This is a genomic window from Caballeronia sp. ATUFL_F2_KS9A (genome assembly GCF_023630765.1).
GTDB classification, from domain to species: domain Bacteria; phylum Pseudomonadota; class Gammaproteobacteria; order Burkholderiales; family Burkholderiaceae; genus Caballeronia; species Caballeronia zhejiangensis.
The window spans coordinates 31,409-48,970 of the sequence record NZ_JALQEK010000056.1 but is presented as its reverse complement, the minus strand read 5'-3'; the positions used below and the strand labels follow the sequence as shown (position 1 = coordinate 48,970).

At 62.9% G+C, this 17,562-nt stretch carries 23 protein-coding genes; 8 read left to right on the top strand and 15 right to left on the bottom strand.

What is annotated here, in order from left to right; genetic code table 11:
• Positions 1–29: 29 nt before the first annotated feature.
• The 3 genes from NCS67_RS31225 to NCS67_RS31215 are packed head-to-tail and all read right to left on the bottom strand — an operon-like array spanning position 30 to position 1,746.
• Positions 30–278 (bottom strand): pentapeptide MXKDX repeat protein, encoded by a 249-nt coding sequence (locus tag NCS67_RS31225; protein WP_008345665.1) that lies wholly within the window; start codon positions 276–278, stop codon positions 30–32.
• Positions 279–325: 47 nt separating this feature from the next.
• A complete protein-coding gene (locus NCS67_RS31220) occupies positions 326–1,102 on the bottom strand; it encodes a molybdopterin-dependent oxidoreductase (RefSeq protein WP_250437880.1) in 777 nt (258 codons plus the stop codon).
• A gap of 14 nt (positions 1,103–1,116) precedes the next feature.
• Complete coding sequence (locus NCS67_RS31215) at positions 1,117–1,746, bottom strand: cytochrome b/b6 domain-containing protein (protein ID WP_250437879.1); 630 nt, start codon at positions 1,744–1,746, stop codon at positions 1,117–1,119.
• Positions 1,747–2,111: 365 nt separating this feature from the next.
• Between NCS67_RS31215 and NCS67_RS31210 the strand changes: the two genes are divergently transcribed.
• The 4 genes from NCS67_RS31210 (at position 2,112) to NCS67_RS31195 (ending at position 3,902) form a co-directional block, all read left to right on the top strand.
• Positions 2,112–2,657: a sigma-70 family RNA polymerase sigma factor gene (locus tag NCS67_RS31210; RefSeq protein WP_033535687.1), complete on the top strand. Its 546-nt coding sequence runs from the start codon at positions 2,112–2,114 to the stop codon at positions 2,655–2,657.
• The gene (locus NCS67_RS31205; protein WP_008345671.1) at positions 2,654–3,295 is read left to right on the top strand and encodes a DUF1109 domain-containing protein; all 642 of its coding nucleotides are present in this window, start codon (positions 2,654–2,656) and stop codon (positions 3,293–3,295) included. The genes NCS67_RS31210 and NCS67_RS31205 overlap by 4 nt, the downstream gene beginning before the upstream one ends.
• 113 nt (positions 3,296–3,408) lie before the next feature.
• Positions 3,409–3,636 carry a hypothetical protein gene (locus NCS67_RS31200; protein WP_008345673.1) on the top strand — a complete coding sequence of 76 codons (228 nt, stop codon included), beginning with the start codon at positions 3,409–3,411 and terminating at the stop codon, positions 3,634–3,636.
• Positions 3,633–3,902 carry a hypothetical protein gene (locus NCS67_RS31195; protein WP_250437878.1) on the top strand — a complete coding sequence of 90 codons (270 nt, stop codon included), beginning with the start codon at positions 3,633–3,635 and terminating at the stop codon, positions 3,900–3,902. Before NCS67_RS31200 ends, NCS67_RS31195 begins: the two co-directional genes overlap by 4 nt.
• A gap of 51 nt (positions 3,903–3,953) precedes the next feature.
• Here the strand turns inward: NCS67_RS31195 and NCS67_RS31190 are convergent, their stop codons facing one another.
• Together NCS67_RS31190 and NCS67_RS31185 are read right to left on the bottom strand one after the other, a co-directional pair.
• Positions 3,954–6,371 carry a glucose/quinate/shikimate family membrane-bound PQQ-dependent dehydrogenase gene (locus NCS67_RS31190; protein WP_008345677.1) on the bottom strand — a complete coding sequence of 806 codons (2,418 nt, stop codon included), beginning with the start codon at positions 6,369–6,371 and terminating at the stop codon, positions 3,954–3,956.
• Between the two features lie 58 nt (positions 6,372–6,429).
• A complete protein-coding gene (locus NCS67_RS31185; RefSeq protein WP_250437877.1) occupies positions 6,430–6,846 on the bottom strand; it encodes a hypothetical protein in 417 nt (138 codons plus the stop codon).
• A gap of 171 nt (positions 6,847–7,017) precedes the next feature.
• Here NCS67_RS31185 and NCS67_RS31180 point away from each other — a divergent pair, with 171 nt between their 5' ends.
• A complete protein-coding gene (locus NCS67_RS31180; RefSeq protein WP_061164684.1) occupies positions 7,018–7,362 on the top strand; it encodes an ElaB/YgaM/YqjD family protein in 345 nt (114 codons plus the stop codon).
• Between the two features lie 34 nt (positions 7,363–7,396).
• Positions 7,397–7,588, top strand: a complete 192-nt coding sequence (locus tag NCS67_RS31175; protein WP_250437876.1) for a DUF2934 domain-containing protein — start codon at positions 7,397–7,399, stop codon at positions 7,586–7,588.
• Positions 7,589–7,613: 25 nt separating this feature from the next.
• Here the strand turns inward: NCS67_RS31175 and NCS67_RS31170 are convergent, their stop codons facing one another.
• From NCS67_RS31170 to NCS67_RS31135, 8 genes are all read right to left on the bottom strand, one after another.
• On the bottom strand, positions 7,614–8,645 hold the full coding sequence (locus tag NCS67_RS31170) for an SDR family oxidoreductase (protein WP_175982158.1): 1,032 nt from the start codon (positions 8,643–8,645) through the stop codon (positions 7,614–7,616).
• Positions 8,646–8,700: 55 nt separating this feature from the next.
• Positions 8,701–9,591: an MBL fold metallo-hydrolase gene (locus NCS67_RS31165; protein ID WP_250437875.1), complete on the bottom strand. Its 891-nt coding sequence runs from the start codon at positions 9,589–9,591 to the stop codon at positions 8,701–8,703.
• Between the two features lie 8 nt (positions 9,592–9,599).
• Positions 9,600–10,457, bottom strand: a complete 858-nt coding sequence (nadE, locus tag NCS67_RS31160; protein ID WP_250437874.1) for an NAD(+) synthase — start codon at positions 10,455–10,457, stop codon at positions 9,600–9,602.
• Positions 10,454–10,969: a CinA family protein gene (locus NCS67_RS31155; protein WP_008345691.1), complete on the bottom strand. Its 516-nt coding sequence runs from the start codon at positions 10,967–10,969 to the stop codon at positions 10,454–10,456. Before NCS67_RS31155 ends, nadE begins: the two co-directional genes overlap by 4 nt.
• 157 nt (positions 10,970–11,126) lie before the next feature.
• Positions 11,127–11,348: a hypothetical protein gene (locus NCS67_RS31150; RefSeq protein ID WP_008345692.1), complete on the bottom strand. Its 222-nt coding sequence runs from the start codon at positions 11,346–11,348 to the stop codon at positions 11,127–11,129.
• Positions 11,349–11,372: 24 nt separating this feature from the next.
• The gene (locus NCS67_RS31145) at positions 11,373–11,870 is read right to left on the bottom strand and encodes a YciE/YciF ferroxidase family protein (protein ID WP_008345694.1); all 498 of its coding nucleotides are present in this window, start codon (positions 11,868–11,870) and stop codon (positions 11,373–11,375) included.
• Positions 11,871–11,998: 128 nt separating this feature from the next.
• Positions 11,999–12,961: an alpha/beta fold hydrolase gene (locus NCS67_RS31140; protein WP_250437873.1), complete on the bottom strand. Its 963-nt coding sequence runs from the start codon at positions 12,959–12,961 to the stop codon at positions 11,999–12,001.
• 149 nt (positions 12,962–13,110) lie between these two features.
• Positions 13,111–13,656, bottom strand: a complete 546-nt coding sequence (locus NCS67_RS31135) for a DUF4142 domain-containing protein (protein WP_008345698.1) — start codon at positions 13,654–13,656, stop codon at positions 13,111–13,113.
• A gap of 124 nt (positions 13,657–13,780) precedes the next feature.
• On the opposite strand from NCS67_RS31135, the gene NCS67_RS31130 reads away from it, so the two are divergent.
• The gene (locus NCS67_RS31130) at positions 13,781–14,002 is read left to right on the top strand and encodes a DUF2795 domain-containing protein (RefSeq protein ID WP_008345700.1); all 222 of its coding nucleotides are present in this window, start codon (positions 13,781–13,783) and stop codon (positions 14,000–14,002) included.
• A gap of 32 nt (positions 14,003–14,034) precedes the next feature.
• On the opposite strand, the gene NCS67_RS31125 is transcribed toward NCS67_RS31130, so the two are convergent.
• Complete coding sequence (locus NCS67_RS31125; protein WP_350029149.1) at positions 14,035–15,201, bottom strand: mandelate racemase/muconate lactonizing enzyme family protein; 1,167 nt, start codon at positions 15,199–15,201, stop codon at positions 14,035–14,037.
• 118 nt (positions 15,202–15,319) lie between these two features.
• On the opposite strand from NCS67_RS31125, the gene NCS67_RS31120 reads away from it, so the two are divergent.
• Positions 15,320–16,282: a LysR family transcriptional regulator gene (locus NCS67_RS31120; RefSeq protein ID WP_250437872.1), complete on the top strand. Its 963-nt coding sequence runs from the start codon at positions 15,320–15,322 to the stop codon at positions 16,280–16,282.
• Positions 16,283–16,297: 15 nt separating this feature from the next.
• Here the strand turns inward: NCS67_RS31120 and NCS67_RS31115 are convergent, their stop codons facing one another.
• Positions 16,298–17,332 (bottom strand): methyl-accepting chemotaxis protein, encoded by a 1,035-nt coding sequence (locus NCS67_RS31115; protein ID WP_008345706.1) that lies wholly within the window; start codon positions 17,330–17,332, stop codon positions 16,298–16,300.
• Positions 17,333–17,562 lie beyond the last annotated feature (230 nt).

The window sequence follows — 17,562 nt, the reverse complement described above, 5'->3', positions numbered from 1 at the left end:
AAGGCCGGGCGCGCACCCGGCCTTCGCTTTTACTGCGACATCGCGCCCGAAGCCGGATGGTCCATGCCCATCGCGTTGTTCTTCTTCATCTTGTCGCTCTTCTTCATCGAGTCGTGCGACATCGCGTCCTTGCTCATCGAGTCGTGAGACATGCTGTTTTTGCTCATGGCATCGTGAGACATGGCGTCGTTGGACATCGCGCCGCTCGCCTGCGCGAACGCGGACGAAGCGCCGAGCGCCATCATGGTTGCAAACACTGCGGTCATCAGTCGCTTCATGGTGCATCTCCTTCGTGGGTTGAAAAGCAAAAAATGCGGTGCGGCGATCAGGAACCGCCGAACCAGTTGTAGCCCTGGTCGACCCAGTAGCCGCCCGGATACGTATTGGTGACGAACATCTCGACGATGTGCTTCGGGTTCTTGTAGCCGAGCTTGGTCGGCATGCGCAGCTTCATCGGATAACCGTATTTCGCGGGCAGACGCTCGCCGTCGTATTCGAACGTGAGCAAGGTCTGCGGATGCAGCGCGGTCGGCATGTCGATGCTTTCGTAGTAGTCGTCCGCGCAGCGAAAGCCGACGTATTTCGCGGTCGTGTCCGCGCCCACGCGACGCAGAAACTCGGAGAACGGCGTGCCGCCCCATCGCCCTATCGCGCTCCAGCCTTCGACGCAGATGTGCCGCGTGATCTGCTCCGCGTGAGGCAGCGCATACAGCTCGGGCAAGGTCCACACACGCTTGCCCGTGACGAGGCCGCTCACCTTCAGCCGATAGTCGCCGCCATCGACATGCGGCACGTCGTCGATGCCGTAATACGCGTTGAACGGAAACGGTCGCGTGAGCTGCGCTTCGGTATAAGTGGGCGCGAGACGCTTCGGGTCGAAGAGCAGCGCCTGCGCGCGATCGTTCAGGCGCGAGACGGCGGTCAGGAACGTGTTGACCGAGTCTTCATCGGTGATGGAGCAGCCGGTCAACAGCGACAGGCCGCCGAGCGTCAGCATGCGCTTGCCGAAGAGACGCCGCGAAGGCATGTCGAGTTTGCGGCGCGCGTCCGCGAGTATCGAGGCGCGGTCGAACTTCATGATCTTTCTGTCGTTCGTGTTCATCGCGAGTCTCCCGATCAGCGGCCGCGCAGCATGGTGAGCAGCGAACGCGGCACGAGCGCGACCATCGCGACATGCACGACCACGAACGCAGCCATCAACGCCATCGCGCAGAAATGCACGACGCGTGCGCGGTCATAGCCGCCCATCATTTCGCGCAGCAAGGGAAACTGCACCGACTTCCAGATCGCGAGACCGGACAGAACGAGCAGGATCAGATCGATCACGACGAAGAGATAAGCGAGCTTCTGCACCGCGTTGTATTGACGAAGGTCCGCGTGCGAAAGCTTGCCGGTGAGCGCCGCGATCAGATCGTGCAGGACGGCGCGCGGCGAGAGCGGAAAGAACTTTGCAAGAAAGCGGCCGCTCGCGAGATTGAGCGCGAGATACACGATGCCGTTGAAGACCAGCAGCCACATCGCGGCGAAATGCCATTGCAACGCCCCGCCGAGCCATCCGCCGAGCGTGATCGACGTCGGAATGACGATGCCTGGAAACACCGGCGAAGCGTCGTAGATGCGCCAGCCCGAAAGCATCAAGATCAGCGCGGCGAACGCGTTGAGCCAATGCGTGATGCGCAGCCAGAGCGGATGAATGGGCGGAATGCGTTGCGCGGTTTCGCGCGTCTGCGTGAGTGTCGTTTGCATGTCGGTCCCCGTGATGAAGCGTCGGATACGGGTGAATTCGTCGCGAGTCCGCGTTCGGTTACAGACGGGTTTTTCTTTTTCTGTTTCCCGTCGTGTAACCAATCGGCACGCAAAGACGAACTAGCTCACAAGACATGCAAGGAGTTCGTCATGCGGATACGCACGGCTGTCAACACGCTTGCGCAATGAAAAAGATGGACCGCGACGGCGCGTTTTCGACCCTCGTGAGCGCTATTGCGGCGCATCACGGCTTCGTCTATTCTGAAGCGCCCGATCTGACACACGACGCGTCCGCGCCCCGTACGCGCACGTCAGGCGCCGTGTATGAATCGCCGTCCGGCCGTCTCGCCAATACGGGAACCATCTTGCAAGAAGCGGAAAACCGCCTGAGAGTGCTTTTCATCGCCGGACTCGATGGCGACCCGAACGCATACCGCGATTTTCTGCAGGCGCTTACGCGGCACTTGCGCGGCTATCTGCGCAGACGCATTCCGCAGCATCGCGACGATGTCGAAGATCTCGTCCAGGACATTCTGCTCGCCGTGCATAATGCGCGTCACACCTATCGCACCGACGAACCGCTGACCGCGTGGCTGCACGCAATCGCGCGCTACAAGCTGATGGACTATTTCCGCTCGCGCGCACGCCGCGAATCCCTGAACGATCCCATCGACGACTATGCCGACTTGCTCGCCGTCTCCGACGACGAACCCGCGCAAGCGCGGCGCGACATAGGCAAATTGCTGGAGGACTTACCGGACAAGCAGCGCCTGCCGATCGTGCATATGAAACTCGAAGGCTTGTCGGTGATGGAAACCGCGCGCATCACGGGGCTGTCGGAATCGGCGGTCAAGGTCGGCGTGCATCGTGGGCTCAAGGCGCTCGCCGCACGGCTTCGGGGGTTGCGATGAAAACCGACGACCTCATCGGGCTGCTCTCGAATCAGGTGACGCGCATCGATCGCGGCGCGGTGGCGCGGCGCTTCGCCAGGGCGCTGCTGCTGGGCGCGCTCGGCTCGGTGATCCTGATGGCCATCGTCTACGGCGTGCGGCCGGATCTCGCGAGCATCGCGCGCACGCCGGTGTTCTGGGCCAAGATGGCGTATCCGTTCGTGGTGGCGATCGGCGCGTTCATCGCCGTGACGCGGCTCGGGCGTCCGGGCGTTCGTGCGGGTTATGCGTGGGCGCTCGTCGGCGTGCCGTTCGTCGCGGTGTGGCTCGCGGGCTGGCTGGTGCTCGAGGGCGCCGCGCCGGCCGAACGTCTGCCCATCGTGCTCGGCCAGTCGTGGCGTACGTGTCCGTTCAACATTCTGCTGCTGTCGGTCCCGACTTTTCCCGCCGTGTTCTGGGCGATGAAGAGTCTCGCGCCCACACGCCTTCGCCTCGTGGGCGCGGTCGCCGGTCTGCTCGCGAGCGCGATCGCCACCGTCGCCTATTGCCTGCATTGCCCGGAGATGAGCCCGGCGTTCTGGAGCGTGTGGTACGCAATCGGCATGATGCTGCCCGCGGGCATCGGCGCTTGGCTCGGGCCCAGGCTGCTGCGCTGGTGATCGGCGTCGTGAGGCGCGAGCGTACCGGAGCCGATCCTGCCAAGCCCGATCAATGCTGATGTAAGGAAGCGCGACGTCGCCGCGTCCGATCAGATGTCAGCCGGAGCAACGCCATGGGCCCCACTTCCCTTACTTTCGACATCGATCCCACCCCGCGCCGGGCAGACGGCGAGTTCATGGCCCACGCGCGAATCACCATGCCCGCGGAAAACGGAAGCGAGGGCCAGATCTTCATGAGCGGCGATCTTGCCGGATTCGACACGCGCGAAGACGCGATCGCGTACGCAAGGATCTGGGCCCGCGACTGGATCGACGCTTTCGTGCGGCTCAATACGCGATGACGCGTCCGCATGATCCCATCCCTGATATCGACCACCGAGACGAAAGCATGAACCAGCCGGAAAACAACGCAGCCAATGCAGAGGACGAGCGCGAAAAAGACCGCGCGGCTCGCGAAGCGCTGGACCGCGGCGACAAGGAAAAAATCGACAAAAAGCTCGATGACCTGGGCGTATCGAGAACCGAGTCCGGAAAAGACCAGTCGTCGAAACCGGACACGGAAGGATCGAATTCATCGAGCAAGAACCTCGACGAGCAAGGCGACTAGCCGGGCTCCGCGTCCCGCCCGAATCGATAGATCAGGCGGGACGAGTCGCGGTCAATGCTTGTCCGGCAGCGCATACGCGATCACGTAATCGCCGAGCTTCGTCAGAAACGAGCCGTGACCGCCCGCCGCGATCAGCACGTACTGCTTGCCGTTCGCTTCGTAGGTCATCGGGGTGGCTTGGCCGCCGGCGGGCAAACGCGCTTCCCAGAGCTTTTCACCGGTGTCGGTGCTGAAGGCGCGCAGGTAATCGTCCTGCGTCGCGCCGATGAAGAAGACGTGCCCGGCGGTCGTCATCGGTCCGCCCAGCATCGGCATACCCATGCGGAACGGAACCGGAATCGGCGATGCATCGCGCGTCGTGCCGATGCGTTTCTTCCAGATCACCTTGTTCGTGTCGAGATCGAGCGCGGCGACATAACCCCACGCGGGTTGCTTGCAAGGCAGACGCAGCGGAGACAGGAAAGGATTCAGCTCCACGCCATACGGCACGCCGTATTGCGGCTGAATGCCGACTTCGGTGCCGGTGCCCGCCTGGCCCGCTTGCGGCGGATCGATCGGGTTGCCGGGGCCGCGCGGCACGAGCTTCGAGACGAACGGTAGCGCGATCGGATTGGCGATGGCGATGCGTCGGTCCGTATCGACGGCGAGCCCGCCCCATTCGAACATGCCGAGATTGCCGGGGAACACGAGCGTGCCCTGCTCGGACGGCGGCGTGAACGGCCCTTCGTACTTCAGCCGATGAAAGATCACGCGGCACATGAGCTGGTCGTACATCGTCGCGCCCCACATGTCCGCGTCGGTCAGGTTCTTTGCGGGCCGGAAAGTGAGCTGCGAGAACGGTTGCGTCGGCGAGAGGCGATCGCCCTTCGCCGCGCCTTGCGGGACCGGCTGCTCGGGCGCGGGCACGATCGGCTTGCCGGTGCGACGGTCGAGCACGAAGATGTTGCCGGTCTTAGCCGGTGCGTAGATCGCCGGAACGATGTTGCCGCTCTGATCCCTGATATCCGCGATGGTCGGCTGCGCGGGCAGGTCCATGTCCCAGAGATCGTGATGCACGGTCTGATAGAACCACGCGAGCTTGCCCGTCGATGCGTTGAGCGCGAGCAGCCCGCTCGCATAGCGCTCCTGATCGGGCGTGCGGTTGCCGCCCCAGATATCGGGGGTCGTCACGCCCATCGGCAGATAGACGAGATCGAGCTTCGCATCGTAGGCAGCGGGCGCCCACGAGTTCGGCGAGTTCTGCGTGTAGCTATGCTGATCGTCGGGGATCGCGTTCGGGTCGTGCGCGCCGGGATCGAAGGCCCACAGCAGCTTGCCGGTGTTCACGTCGAAACCACGGATCACGCCCGACGGCTCGCGCGTGCCGTAGTTGTCCGTGACCGCGCCCGCGACGACGATCACTTTCGACGTGACGATCGGCGGCGACGTCGGCTCGTACTGGCCGGGCGTCTTGACCGGCTGCAGATGCTGAAGATCGAGCACGCCGTTCGTCGCGAACTCGGGGCACGGCTTCCCGCTCGCGGCGTCGAGTTCGAAGAGACGCCCATCGTTGACGGGCAACACGATGCGGCGCGCGCACATCGGCAGATTCGTCGTGTTGCCGGCGGCGCGCGCCTGCTCGGCGGCGGGCGTCTCGTAGTACGACACGCCGCGGCAAGTCACGTGCTGGAAACTCGGATCGGGCTTGAGCTTCGGATCGAAGCGCCATTTCTCCTTGCCCGTGGCGCCATCGAGCGCGATCGCATTCTGATGCGGCGTGCAGAAGAAGAGCGTGCCGTCGATGGCGAGCGGCGTCACTTCATCGGTGATTTCGACCGGATCGTTCGGGCCTTTCATGTCGCCCGTGCGAAAGCGCCAGGCTTCCTTCAGTTCGTGCGCGTTGCCCGCGTTGATCTGCGCGAGTTGCGAATAGCGCGTGCCGGTCTGCGTATTGCCGTAAGCGCGCCAGTCGCCATCTTGCTGCGCGGGCGCAGTGGCGGCAGCCGACGGCGCCGCGCGCACCGTGCCGTCCAGCTCCTGCGGATCGTTGAACACCGCATATGCGAGCGCGATGCCCGACAGCACGATGGTCGCACCGAGCGCGAGTGCGCCGGACTGCCGGGGCCACGTAAAGATGCGCAGCACGAATGGCAGCACCATCCATATGCCGACGATGACAAGCACATCGAGACGCGGCGCGAGCGCCCAGAAGTCGAAGCCCGACTCGACGATCGCCCATATCAGTGTGCCGAGCAACAGCGCCGCGTAGAGCCACAGTGCGAGGCCATTGGCGCGCCAGACGAGCCACGCGATCACGAGCATCGCCACGCCGGCGACCACGTAGTATGGCGAGCCGCCCACCGCGATCAGCCATCCGCCGCCGACGGCCATGTAAAGCCCCGACAGAACGAGAAAGACGATCGTGATCCACTTCGGCACGGACGAAGGCGAACGATGCCGCGCGGGCGGCGGCGAGGAGGATGTGTTCATTCGATGGAAGAAGGATGCGTTGCCGGCAACGCAGCAGTCGTCGTGCCTGTCGTTTGCTTTACTTGGGGACGTGGGCCACGACCGCGCCGGTCGCGTCGACGATTGCGGTCTCGCCCGATGCGCTCACCGATGCCGGCGGCTCGATCGATTCCGCGAGCACGAGTTTCGGCGCGCCCGCGTCCGGCTGCGATGACGTGGCGCCTATTGCATCGATGACATCGGCGGCTGTCGCGGCGATGATCGACAGCAGATCGCCTGCGTACGACAGGAACGCGACCGGCAATGCAGGCTGCGCTTCGCTGGCCTGCGGCGCGCTCCACTGAACGCGCACATCGGCGAGCGCGGATTGCATCGTCTTTTCGTTCAGTTCTCCGAGTTGCCGGAAACCGACCGCAAAACTGGAAGCGGCGCGCAAGCCCGTCTCGAGATTCGTGCGCGCGACGGAGAAGAAAGGCTGCATCAGAACGGGAAACATTTGTACGCTCCATTAGCGATGAAAGTCGGCGAATCATGGAGCAACGGGTATGCCATACACGCGGGACTTTCGTTTCGTCAGGACGGCACGCCGATTGCGCCACGCACATGCGCGTCTCTCGACGCGCACCGCGACTTCATCGCATTCAAACGATTTCCAGTGGAGGCAAGCATGGCTGACAACGACCGCGCGCTCGAACCCGTCAACGCTATCAAGACCGAAAGAGCCGACAGCGCCTATGAATTCCCGACGAGCGACAACATGACATCCTCGAATGGAGACCACAGCAGCTTTCGCGAAGCATCGAAGTCATGGGATGCAGGCAACGATGCAACGTCGACGAGCAATCTGCGCTCCGATGCGAAGGCCCGGTTCGCCGACATGCAAGACGCGATGACCCGAAAGTACCGCGCCGCCGCCGATACGACCGACGACTTCGTGCACGAGAATCCGTGGAAGGCGATCACGATGGCCGCGCTGGTCGGCGTGGTCGTGGGCATGCTCGCCGCGCGCTGAGCATCGCTCGTTCGCTGAAAAGGAGGAAAGCATCATGGACGTCCCGGCTAGCGAAGAACAGATTCGGGCACTCGCTTATCGGCTTTGGGAAGAAGCGGGCGGCCCTGAAGGCCGCTCGGACGAGTTCTGGATCGTCGCGCAGCAGCAACTGGCGACCGAGCCTGGCATGGGCGGCAACGAATTGCCGGGAGGCGAGCCCGCCGGCGCATCGCCGTCCTCTCGCTGATCTCGAAGATGACTCGACGACGCGCTTACTCGAACCTCGGTTTGCGCGTCGCCCGAAGATAGCGGCGGCCGGCGTCGAGCAGCAGCAAGGCGGCGACGCCCATCGCCACGCCGCGCGTGCCGGGCGGATCGATGCGCGCATCGGTGTAAAGGCTTCGCTCGCGCACCTTGCCGTTGCGGCCCGACCGTTCGCGCAGACTGCCCGCCCCTTCATACAACGCGTCGCCTTCGCCATGAGGCTGCCGCGTGAGTTGCGCCTTCACGCCGACGAGACTGACCAGCCTGTCATACAGTCGCGGTGCGCGCTGGCCGAACGACGCCATCGCGCGCGACGCCCCACCGACATGGACATCGCGCTCGGGCACCTCGGCGCAATGCAATATCGCTTTAGCGACCACCTCGGGCGCATAGACCGGTTGCGGCAGCTTCGGCTCGTGCGTGAGATAGTTTCGCGCGTGCTCGACGAAGAGCGTGTCGATTCCCGCAGGCTTGATGAGCGTGACGGACACCGGCGCACGATCGTTTTCCAGCTCGATGCGCAACGCATCGGTATAGCCCTTCACCGCATGTTTCGACGCGACATATGCCCCTTGCAGCGGAATGGCGACATCCGACAGTTCACTGCCGAGATTGATCAAAGCGCCGCCATGCTCGCGCAGATGCTTCAACGCACTGAGCGAGCCGTTCACGATGCCCCAGAAATTCGTATCGAAGAGCTTGCGCTGGTCTTCGAGCGGGACGTCGGTACATCGGCCATAGAGCGATACGCCCGCATTGTTGATCCATGTATCGAAGCGCCCGAATCGCGCGATGGCCGCATCGGCTGCGGCCTGCAACTGCGCCGCGTCGCCCACGTCCGCAACGGCGTAAGCCGCTCGCTGGGTGTCACCGTGCGATAACTCGTCCGACAGCGCCTTGAGCGCCGCTTCGTCGCGCGCCACGAGCATGAGGCGCGCGCCGCGCTTCGCCGCCATTCTCGCGGTGACGAGACCGATACCGCTCGTCGCCCCCGTGATGACGATCACTTGTTCGCTGAGTGGTTTGAGCTGTACTCGCATGATGATCTCGCCGGTTATGGTTGGACCAAACCGGGAGAGCATGCGACATGCCGCGTTACGCCCAAGAGCGCGCGGGCCGTATGAAAGCGTCGGCCGGAATGCCCGCCGATCGTCCGGCCATGCGCTCGAATTCGATCGGGTCGTGGCTGCAAAACACGTCGAGCTTGCCGCGCGAATCGACGCTGGCGCACAGCTCACGCAGCCTCGCCTGATTCCTTAGCCGCGCCGCGCGGTCCTTTTCCATCATCCATTGATAGAACGCCAGTCCCGGTGTACAGCGCGGATGTTCGAGATCCATCTCCGTATGAAAGAAATACGCGTCGGCCGCCAGCAGCAGCCAACCGTTTTCCTTGCGTACCGCGATGCCCGCATGACCGAAGGTGTGTCCTCTGAGCGGCACGAGTGCGATATCGTCCAACGAATCCGAGAGCGGCCGCACGCATTCGAAGCCATGCCAGCGGTCGCCGGCGGTGGCGTCGTGAAGTTGCCAGTTCGGCTGCGTCGACCATCGTTGAGGTCTGAAGCGCTGCCGATCGAGCCACGTCTGCTGACGCACCGCATAGTCGCGCTCGATGCGCAGCATATGCACCTTCGCGTGCGGGAAATCATCGAGGCCGCCCGCATGATCGAAGTCGAGATGACTGAGCACGATATGCCGCACGTCGCTGGCCGAAAAGCCCAGCCGTTCGATCTGGCGTAGCGCGGTCATCTCCTCGCGAAAGTCCGGCTTGAGCATCAGCAGGAAGAACGCCGACAGGCGGCTGCGCGGATCGGCGACATCGCGCAATCCGAAGCCTGTATCGATCAGAACGAGCCCTTCGCCCGTTTCGACGAGCAGGCAATGGCACGTCAGTTCGCCCCGGCGCAGAAGGCCGGGCGTGCGGCCATCGAAGATCTTGCCGCCGAGCGGACAACTCGATATGCAGTTGAGGTGATGAACACGCACGCCATGCCTCAAGCAGAGCGGTCTTCGCGCGGCACTTCGACCGGCAGCGCGCGCTTGTGGCGCGTCGCCGTATAGAAGCGGCGAATGGTCAGCAGCACTTCTTCGCTGACTTCCTTGCCCTCCAGAAAGTTGTCGATGTCTTCATAGCTCACGCCATAGCTATCCTCGTCGGGGCGTTGCGGCGTAAGCGATTCGAGATCGGCTGTCGGCACTTTCATCACGAGGCGATCCACCGCGCCCATCGAACGCGCAAGCGCACGCACGCGGCGCTTGTTCAGACCCGACAAGGGCAGCACGTCCGCGCCGCCGTCGCCGAACTTCGTGAAGAATCCCATCAGCGATTCGGCCGCGTGATCGGTGCCGATGACGACGCCCACCCGCGCGCCCGCAACGGCGTACTGCGCGATCATGCGCTCGCGCGCCTTGATGTTGCCGAGCACGAAGTCTTCCTGGAAGTCGTCCGTGTACTGCGCGCCACCCTCTTTGAGCGCCGCGAGCATGGCGTCGGATGGGCCCTTGACGTTGACGGTCAGCGTTTCGTCCGGACGTATGAAATCGAGCGCGAGCCGGGCGTCTTCCTCATCGCGCTGCGTGCCATAGGGCAGTCTCAGCGCGACGAAGTGCGCGTCATAACCGCTCGCGCGAAGACGTTCGACGCTCAGTTGCGCGAGGCGCCCCGCCGTCGACGAATCCACGCCGCCGCTGATCCCCAGTACGTAAGTGCGAAGTCCCTGCGATGAGAGATAGCTGCAAAGAAAGTCGATGCGCCGCTCGCGCTCGGCTTCGACGTCGAAATCGCTCGCGACACCCAGTTCGCGAATCACGGCTGCCTGCCAGCTGCGCCAATCGGTAGCTTGCTCGTTCATCGTTTCTCCCTGACTCGCTGTGCGTGCTGCTGATCGAAGTAGTGTTCGATGCGCGATAGCGCATAAAGCGCCGCTTCGCGCCGGACATCGTTGCGTTCGCCTTCGAATTTCTTCGTCTCGCTGAAGGTGACGATGGTGCCATCGCGCGCACGATACGACCACGCGAAGCACTGCGTACCCGATGGCGGTCCGTCGGGCACCGCATCGGCGACGCCCGTATTCGATACCGCGATCTGCGCGCAACATGCTTCCTGCCGCAGCGCGCCCTCCGACATCTCGCGCGCGACGGCTTCGCTCGTCAGCCCATGCTGCTGCATGGTGTCCTCGCGCACGCCGAGGAAGCCCGCCTTGCCAGTCGGCGAGTACGTGACGAAGCCCACGTCGAGACAGCTTCCGCTGCCGGGCACCGACGACACCAGCGAGGCGATGAATCCGCCGGTACACGATTCGGCTGTCGCGAGCATGAGTCCGCGCGAGGTGAGGAATGACACGGCCTGACGGGGAATGTCCATGATTCGGCCTTCCGAAAGGTTCTGGTCTGTTGCGATGCTGTTAGCAGTTCGTATGCCACTGCGGGAGCCCGGCATGTCGTGTGACAGCCGCAAAGAAAACGACGCACGCCGAACCCTGTCGGCGTGCGTCGATGTCGCGCTTACGGCAAGGCGTCGATCAGGACCGGGCTTCCGTTCCTTTGAGATTTCCATGCTTGTGAGCATGCGTGGCGCCGTACTTCAGCTCGAAGTGCGCGCCTTTTCCGCTCCGGGTAGGCGGAAAGTGCTCGCCTTCCACGCAGGTCACTTCGAACGTGTCCTTGCCGTCATCGTGGACCACCGAGTAGATACCCGAGACCTTCACGATCTCGCCCGGCTTGTATGAATTGTCGCCTGCCATCTTCATCTCCAGAGTGAACGAATTTCAGCCCTTTTGCTGCACTTCCTCGGCGAGTTGCGTCTTCGCGAGCTGGGTCAGTTTCTCGTCCGTGGCCTTCTCTTCCTGCAAGGTATCGAGCAAAAGTTTCATCGCGTCCTCGTTGCCGAGTTGCTTCGCGAGCGTCGCCAGCGTGCCGTAGGTCGCGATCTCGTAGTGCTCGACCTTTTGCGCGGCAGCGATCAACGCGGCGTCGCGAATCGGGCCCTGCTCGAAGGTTTCGATTTCGTCCTGCGCTTCCTCGACGAGACCTTCCATCGCCGCACATTTGATGCGCTTCAACTTGACGCCGAACAGTTCGACCACCTGATCGATGCGCTCGATCTGCCCGTTCGTTTCCTCCAGATGCGTCTCGAACGCCTGCTTCAGTTGCCCGTTGGTCGTCGCCCGTGCGAGCTTCGGCAGCGCTCTCGTCAGTTGCTTCTCGGCGCTGTACACGTCGGAAAGTGCATGAATGAAAAGGTCCTGCAACGTTTTCGATGCCATGATGCCTCCGGTTCGGGATCGGGTTGATGGGACGCGCCGGCTCGACCGGCGCCCGCTTCTCTCCGCGCAATTCGCGTGCCGTGCAATCTTGATCAGCTTGCCTAACGGTTCTGGATGCGCAGTCGCGGCTATTCGAGCGCCATCGTCTCGATGGCGTCGCCGATGCGGCCCGCGTCGTCGTAATGCACCATGTGCCCGAGGCCCGGCATGATCGAAAGCGCGCTTTGTGCGATGTCCTTGTAAAGACGGCCCGACTGCGAGTCCGTATCGACGATTGCGTCGTCGCTGCCGGCAAAAATGCGAACCGGCACGTCGATCTCGCCGTATCGCCCGGACATCGATGCCGCGGCCGGAATCATGCAAGCGGCGTCCTCTGCCGTCGCGCGCATCTGCGACGGGCGCAAGACCAGTTCGCGCGGTACATGGCCGTGAAAGGTATCGGGTACGGCGCGCGGCGCGAACATGGCCTGCACCGTGCGGCCGTACATCATGCGAGCGACGATCGGCGACACGGTGTAGCGCAGCACATCGCCGACGATCGGCATGGCCGCGGGCGCGCTGATCGCAACGTCCGCGCGCGCAGTGGGATAGTAGTAACCCGAGATCAGCGTGAGCCCGCGAATGTCCAGACGTGGTTCGAGCGCCATCGCCGCTGCGACGAGACTGCCGAGCGAATGACCGACGACCACCGCTTGCGTCAGTCCCAGCCTTTTAAGCGCAAGCTGGATCGACGTGGCCTGAGCCTGCGGCGTCCAGATGCGCGCGCGCGGCCGCTCGCTGTGCCCGAAGCCGGGACGATCGAAGGCGATTACGCGGTGACGCCGGGCGAGCCGCTCGAACAATCCGCTCGCCACGAAGTCTTGCGACGCGACCAGATTGCCATGCAGCAGGACGACGACCGGGCCTTCTCCTTCGTCGAGATAGTGGAGGCGCACGCCATCGACATCGATGAATTGGCCCGTGGGCGGAAAGTCGCGTTCCGCGCGCCGCGCTCGCATGGCCGTCCATGCGGCAAGACCGATCGACGCGACAGCCGCGCCGCCGGCTATCGCCCGGCGCGAGAGCAGGGATCCGGTTCGTGTATCTGACATGCGTTACCCGTTCGGTCTGATGAATCCGGCGAACCCGCGCTGCCTCGTAGACGCGCCAGCGAGCTCGCAAGAAAAAGCAGCCCCGCGTGGTTCCGCGCGGGGCTTCGTCCATCGCTTCGGCTTCGGTGCTCCGAAACCGTCAGCCGGGCTTATTGCACGCCCTTCTTCGCGGCGAGATCCTGCGCCATCTTCAGGTGCTTCTGGATGGTCGGCAGCGCCTTCTGCGCCGCCTTCTTGAGGTCGGCGTTCTGGCCTTCCTGCGCTTCCTTCTGGAAAGCGGCGACGGCCTTCTGATGCCCTTCGACGCCGACCTTCTGAATGTACATGGTGTCGAATTCCTTGCCCTTGAGCGGCTTGAGCGCATCGATAACCGTCGTGTCCGAATTGTCCTTCGGCACTTCGACGCCATGCGGCGCCGCCATCTTCAGCTGCATCGTCAGCTTCGTATGATCGATCATCATGTGATGCGCGAAGCTTTTCACGTCCTTGTCCTGCGACTGGCTGGTCGCCAGCTTGGCCGTGTCGATCTCGGTCGAGCTCGACTCGCTGGCGGCCTGTACGAAAGCCTTGTCCACCGCCGGCAGGTCGTTGGCCTGGGTGGTGCTCGCTGCCTGCGTCTGTGCCAGCACGGTGATAGGCGCCGCGCCGATGAAACCTGCCGCGACGAGTGTAACGAGAGCCGAATGTGCCTTCATGGAAGCCTCCTGAGTAAATGGTCGATTCGCGGCATATGTCAGCAATTGCGATGCCGTGCCCCGCGCTGGACAGGCACAACGGCTGCTGTCGAAGCCCATGATTCATCGATCAAGGGAGCGAATCATGGCAAGCAACTCATCCTCCGGCGGTTCCAACAGCGTGTTCATCGACATGCAGAAAGCCTTGAAGGGCGTCGACTATCCCGCCGACAAGCAGACGCTCGTCGAAACCGCGCGCAGCAACGGCGCAAGCGAAGACGTGATGTCCGCGCTCGATGCGTTGCCGGATCAGCAGTTTCAGACGCCCGCGGAGGTGTCGAAGGCAGTCGGTCAGGAAGAAGGCTGAGTCGGTAGACGGCGCGCGCAGCGCATTGCCGCTCAGGTAAGCAGCTTCTTCATCTCGACGATGAGATCGGACTTGCCTTCGAAGCCGATGCCCGGCAGTTCCGGCATCGTGATGTAGCCGTTCTCGACCTTGACGCCGTCGGGGAAGCCGCCGTATGGCTGGAACAGGTCCGGATACGACTCGTTGCCGCCGAGACCCAAGCCCGCCGCGATGTTCAGCGACATCTGATGGCCGCCGTGCGGGATGCATCGGCTCGGAGACCAGCCGTGCTCGCGCAGCATGTCGAGCGTGCGCAGATATTCGACGAGACCGTAACTCAGCGCGCAGTCGAACTGAAGCCAGTCGCGGTCGGCACGCATGCCGCCGTAACGGATGAGATTGCGAGCGTCCTGCATCGAGAACAGGTCTTCGCCCGTGGCCATCGGATTGGCATAGTAGTTGCGCAGCGTGGCTTGCAGTTCGAAGTCGAGCGGGTCGCCCGGCTCTTCGTACCAGAAGAGGTCGTATTGCGAGAGCGCCTTTGCATAGCGAATGGCCGTGTCGAGGTCGAAGCGGCCGTTTGCATCGACTGCGAGCTTTTGGCCGTCCTGCAGCACGCTCAGGATGGAGTCGATACGGCGCAGGTCTTCATCGAGCGATGCTCCGCCGATCTTCTTCTTCACGACCGTATAACCCCGATCGATGTAGCTGCGCATCTCGTCCTTGAGCGTTTCGTGATCTTGGCCCGGATAGTAGTAACCGCCCGCCGCGTACACGAAAATCCTGCGGTCCGGCTCACCGTCGCCATAGCGGTCGGCGAGCAGTTGAAATAGCGGCTTGCCCTCGATTTTCGCGACCGCGTCCCAGATCGCCATGTCGATCGTGCCGATGGCGACCGAGCGTTCGCCATGACCGCCCGGCTTCTCGTTCGTGAACATCGTCGCCCAGATCTTGTGCGGGTCGAGATTGTCGCCTGCGTCGTTCACGAGCGAAGCGGGATCGGCTTCGAGGATGCGCGGAATGAAGCGCTCGCGCATCAGCGTGCCCTGGCCGTAGCGGCCGTTCGAGTTGAAGCCGTAGCCGACGACCGGCTCGCCATCGCGCATGACATCGGTGATGACGGCAACCACGCTCAACGTCATCTTGCTGAAGTCGATGTAGGCGTTACGAATGGGTGAACTGATCGGTACGGTCTTCTCGCGGATTTCGACGATTCTCACGGCAATGTCTCCAGGGTCTTGGCAGGTATTGCAACCCGGCGGCTGCAACGTGGAACGTAGCTTACCCGCGACGAACGCTGCTAAACTGCACTTCCGTTCACATCATTATTCACATCCGGTGAATACCGAAACGCAGACCGCGACCGACTTCGAGTTCTTTATCCTGCTTGCGAAGCTCAGGAGTTTGTCGGGGGCGGCGCGTGCGCTCGATCTGTCTCCGCCCGCCGCGACCAAGCGGCTTGGCGTCATCGAGCAAAGGCTCGGCGTGCGCCTCGTCAACCGGACGACCCGCAGCGTCAGCCTCACGCCCGAAGGGGAAACGTATCTGCGCTACGCGACTCACATCGTCGGACAGGTGCGTGAGATGGAAGAGGCGTTATCGGTCGCGAGCCGCGATCCGCAAGGCCCGTTGCGCATCAATGCAACGCTCGGATTCGGCCGGACGACCATCGCCCCGATCGTTTCGGAATTCGCGAAGCGCTATCCGGGCGTCGAAGTCCAGTTCGAAGTAACGGACCGTCCTGTCGATCTGATCGAAGGCGCGTTCGATCTGGCGATACGCTTCGGCGATCTTCCGGACAGCCGGCTCAGTGCGCGGCGAATCATGAGCAACCGGCGGTTCTTATGCGCGTCGCCGAAATATCTCGAGAAGTACGGCACGCCGGAGCGCGTCGAAGAACTGGCTCGGCATCGCTGCATCATTCATCGACAGAACGACGATGCCTACGGCGTGTGGCGCTATATCGTCAATGACCACATCGAGGCGATCAAGGTCAAGGGCGCGCTGTCGAGCAATGACGGCGATATCGTGCTTCGCTGGGCGCTCGACGGACACGGCATTCTGATCCGCTCGGAATGGGATCTCGCGAAGTACGTGCAAAGCGGAAGGCTCAATCTCGTGATGCCGAACACCGTGCTGCCCTCGGCCGATCTCTTCGTCTACTATCCGCGGCAGAAGAATCAGACTGCTCGCGCGCGCGCGTTCATCGATTTCCTGGTCAGCCGGTTTCAGGCGCCCTTCACGCCGGTCGATACAGGCAGCGAACTTCGCGAGCGCAAGAAGCGAAGTCCGCGCCGTTGAGCGACCGCCGATGTCTCATGCGGGCATCTGGCAGATGACGCCGTACCAGCCCAGACCGCGATAGGTCTCGTAACCGGGCGTCGCTGCAAACGATACGACTGCACCGCCGGCATCGCGGTAGAAGCCCGATTCCTTGCCGCCCGTCTGCAAGCGAAAGCGCTCGTTGAGGATGCCCTTGCCATCCGACGCGGCGATCACCCGAAACGACGAATCCAGGATCAGACAGCGCGAGCGCGCCCACTCTTCGTTGCTCAGGCGAACGCCTTTGACGACGGTCTCGGCTTGAGGCGCCCAGTCGAAGAAGATGATGAGCGCTCCGAGCACGCGACCATCCGGCGCGCCGCCCTCGCGAATCGCCGTCGAATACGTCGCGACCTGTGCGTTGTCGAGCGGCGCGACTGTCTCGACATCCGACGCCACGTATTGCGCGCCCGACGCCGTCTTCATTGCGGCCTTGTACCACTCCGCGCCCGCCACGTTCTGCCCGCGCACCGCGTAAGTCGAGTGACGGCCGTTCGCCACGACCACGCCGTTCGCATCGACGACCCAGAGATCCCGATAAACCGTGTAGCTATCCAGGATGACCTTGAGGCGGCTGCAGGCATGATCGCGCGCCGCCGCGCGCTCATCGGCGAGACATCCGACCAATGCCGAGTCCGTCGCCCACCAGCGCACGTCGCAGGAGCGCTCGTACAGGTTGCGGTCGATGATGTCGATCATGTTCAACGCAAGGTCCGTGTACCGCTGACCGTCGAGCGATCGCATCCGCTCGATCATGCTGTCGCCGAGTTCCGTGAGCGTCGCAAGCGATCCGGCAAGCTCTTTGTTGAGGCCGGCCGTGATGTCGGAGATGCGTGTCGATACATGCTTCACCTGCTTGGCGACGACAGCGAAGCCCTTGCCCGCATCGCCGGCGCGGGCAGCTTCGATCAGCGCGTTCAGTGCCAGGAACGTGGTCTCGCGGTTGATATCGTTGATGTCGCTGATCTTGCCCGAGGCGAGGCGTTTGACTTCATGTGTCAGATCGACGATAGCTTGCGGATTGGACATGTGGCTTCTTCGTAGGGTCGGTTTTGTATCCCGATCAATGCAAGGTTCGCGCCTGTTTGTCTGACGATTGAGTTTTTACGAAGCAAACGTTTGGAAAGTGACGCGTGTTTTCACCGAGCACCAGTGAAGCGAAAACATGCCCTGTTTTGAGTCGCGTCAGTCGCGCTAGTCGTGTTATCAGCGAACGGGCTTCAATCGTAAAAACAAACTGAAAGGCGGCGAAACGTGCG

What these genes read in the sequence shown, in the direction of transcription:
- NCS67_RS31175 (WP_250437876.1), top strand. Translation starts at nt 7,397, where the DNA reads ATGGACGTCCCGGCTAGCGAAGAACAGATTCGGGCACTCGCTTATCGG.
- NCS67_RS31195 (WP_250437878.1), top strand. Translation starts at nt 3,633, where the DNA reads ATGACGCGTCCGCATGATCCCATCCCTGATATCGACCACCGAGACGAA.
- NCS67_RS31215 (WP_250437879.1), bottom strand. Translation starts at nt 1,746, where the DNA reads ATGCAAACGACACTCACGCAGACGCGCGAAACCGCGCAACGCATTCCG.
- NCS67_RS31145 (WP_008345694.1), bottom strand. Translation starts at nt 11,870, where the DNA reads ATGGCATCGAAAACGTTGCAGGACCTTTTCATTCATGCACTTTCCGAC.
- NCS67_RS31130 (WP_008345700.1), top strand. Translation starts at nt 13,781, where the DNA reads ATGGCAAGCAACTCATCCTCCGGCGGTTCCAACAGCGTGTTCATCGAC.
- NCS67_RS31140 (WP_250437873.1), bottom strand. Translation starts at nt 12,961, where the DNA reads ATGTCAGATACACGAACCGGATCCCTGCTCTCGCGCCGGGCGATAGCC.
- NCS67_RS31200 (WP_008345673.1), top strand. Translation starts at nt 3,409, where the DNA reads ATGGGCCCCACTTCCCTTACTTTCGACATCGATCCCACCCCGCGCCGG.
- NCS67_RS31190 (WP_008345677.1), bottom strand. Translation starts at nt 6,371, where the DNA reads ATGAACACATCCTCCTCGCCGCCGCCCGCGCGGCATCGTTCGCCTTCG.
- NCS67_RS31115 (WP_008345706.1), bottom strand. Translation starts at nt 17,332, where the DNA reads ATGTCCAATCCGCAAGCTATCGTCGATCTGACACATGAAGTCAAACGC.
- NCS67_RS31135 (WP_008345698.1), bottom strand. Translation starts at nt 13,656, where the DNA reads ATGAAGGCACATTCGGCTCTCGTTACACTCGTCGCGGCAGGTTTCATC.
- NCS67_RS31170 (WP_175982158.1), bottom strand. Translation starts at nt 8,645, where the DNA reads ATGCGAGTACAGCTCAAACCACTCAGCGAACAAGTGATCGTCATCACG.
- nadE (WP_250437874.1), bottom strand. Translation starts at nt 10,457, where the DNA reads ATGAACGAGCAAGCTACCGATTGGCGCAGCTGGCAGGCAGCCGTGATT.
- NCS67_RS31220 (WP_250437880.1), bottom strand. Translation starts at nt 1,102, where the DNA reads ATGAACACGAACGACAGAAAGATCATGAAGTTCGACCGCGCCTCGATA.
- NCS67_RS31180 (WP_061164684.1), top strand. Translation starts at nt 7,018, where the DNA reads ATGGCTGACAACGACCGCGCGCTCGAACCCGTCAACGCTATCAAGACC.
- NCS67_RS31185 (WP_250437877.1), bottom strand. Translation starts at nt 6,846, where the DNA reads ATGTTTCCCGTTCTGATGCAGCCTTTCTTCTCCGTCGCGCGCACGAAT.
- NCS67_RS31150 (WP_008345692.1), bottom strand. Translation starts at nt 11,348, where the DNA reads ATGGCAGGCGACAATTCATACAAGCCGGGCGAGATCGTGAAGGTCTCG.
- NCS67_RS31225 (WP_008345665.1), bottom strand. Translation starts at nt 278, where the DNA reads ATGAAGCGACTGATGACCGCAGTGTTTGCAACCATGATGGCGCTCGGC.
- NCS67_RS31205 (WP_008345671.1), top strand. Translation starts at nt 2,654, where the DNA reads ATGAAAACCGACGACCTCATCGGGCTGCTCTCGAATCAGGTGACGCGC.
- NCS67_RS31155 (WP_008345691.1), bottom strand. Translation starts at nt 10,969, where the DNA reads ATGGACATTCCCCGTCAGGCCGTGTCATTCCTCACCTCGCGCGGACTC.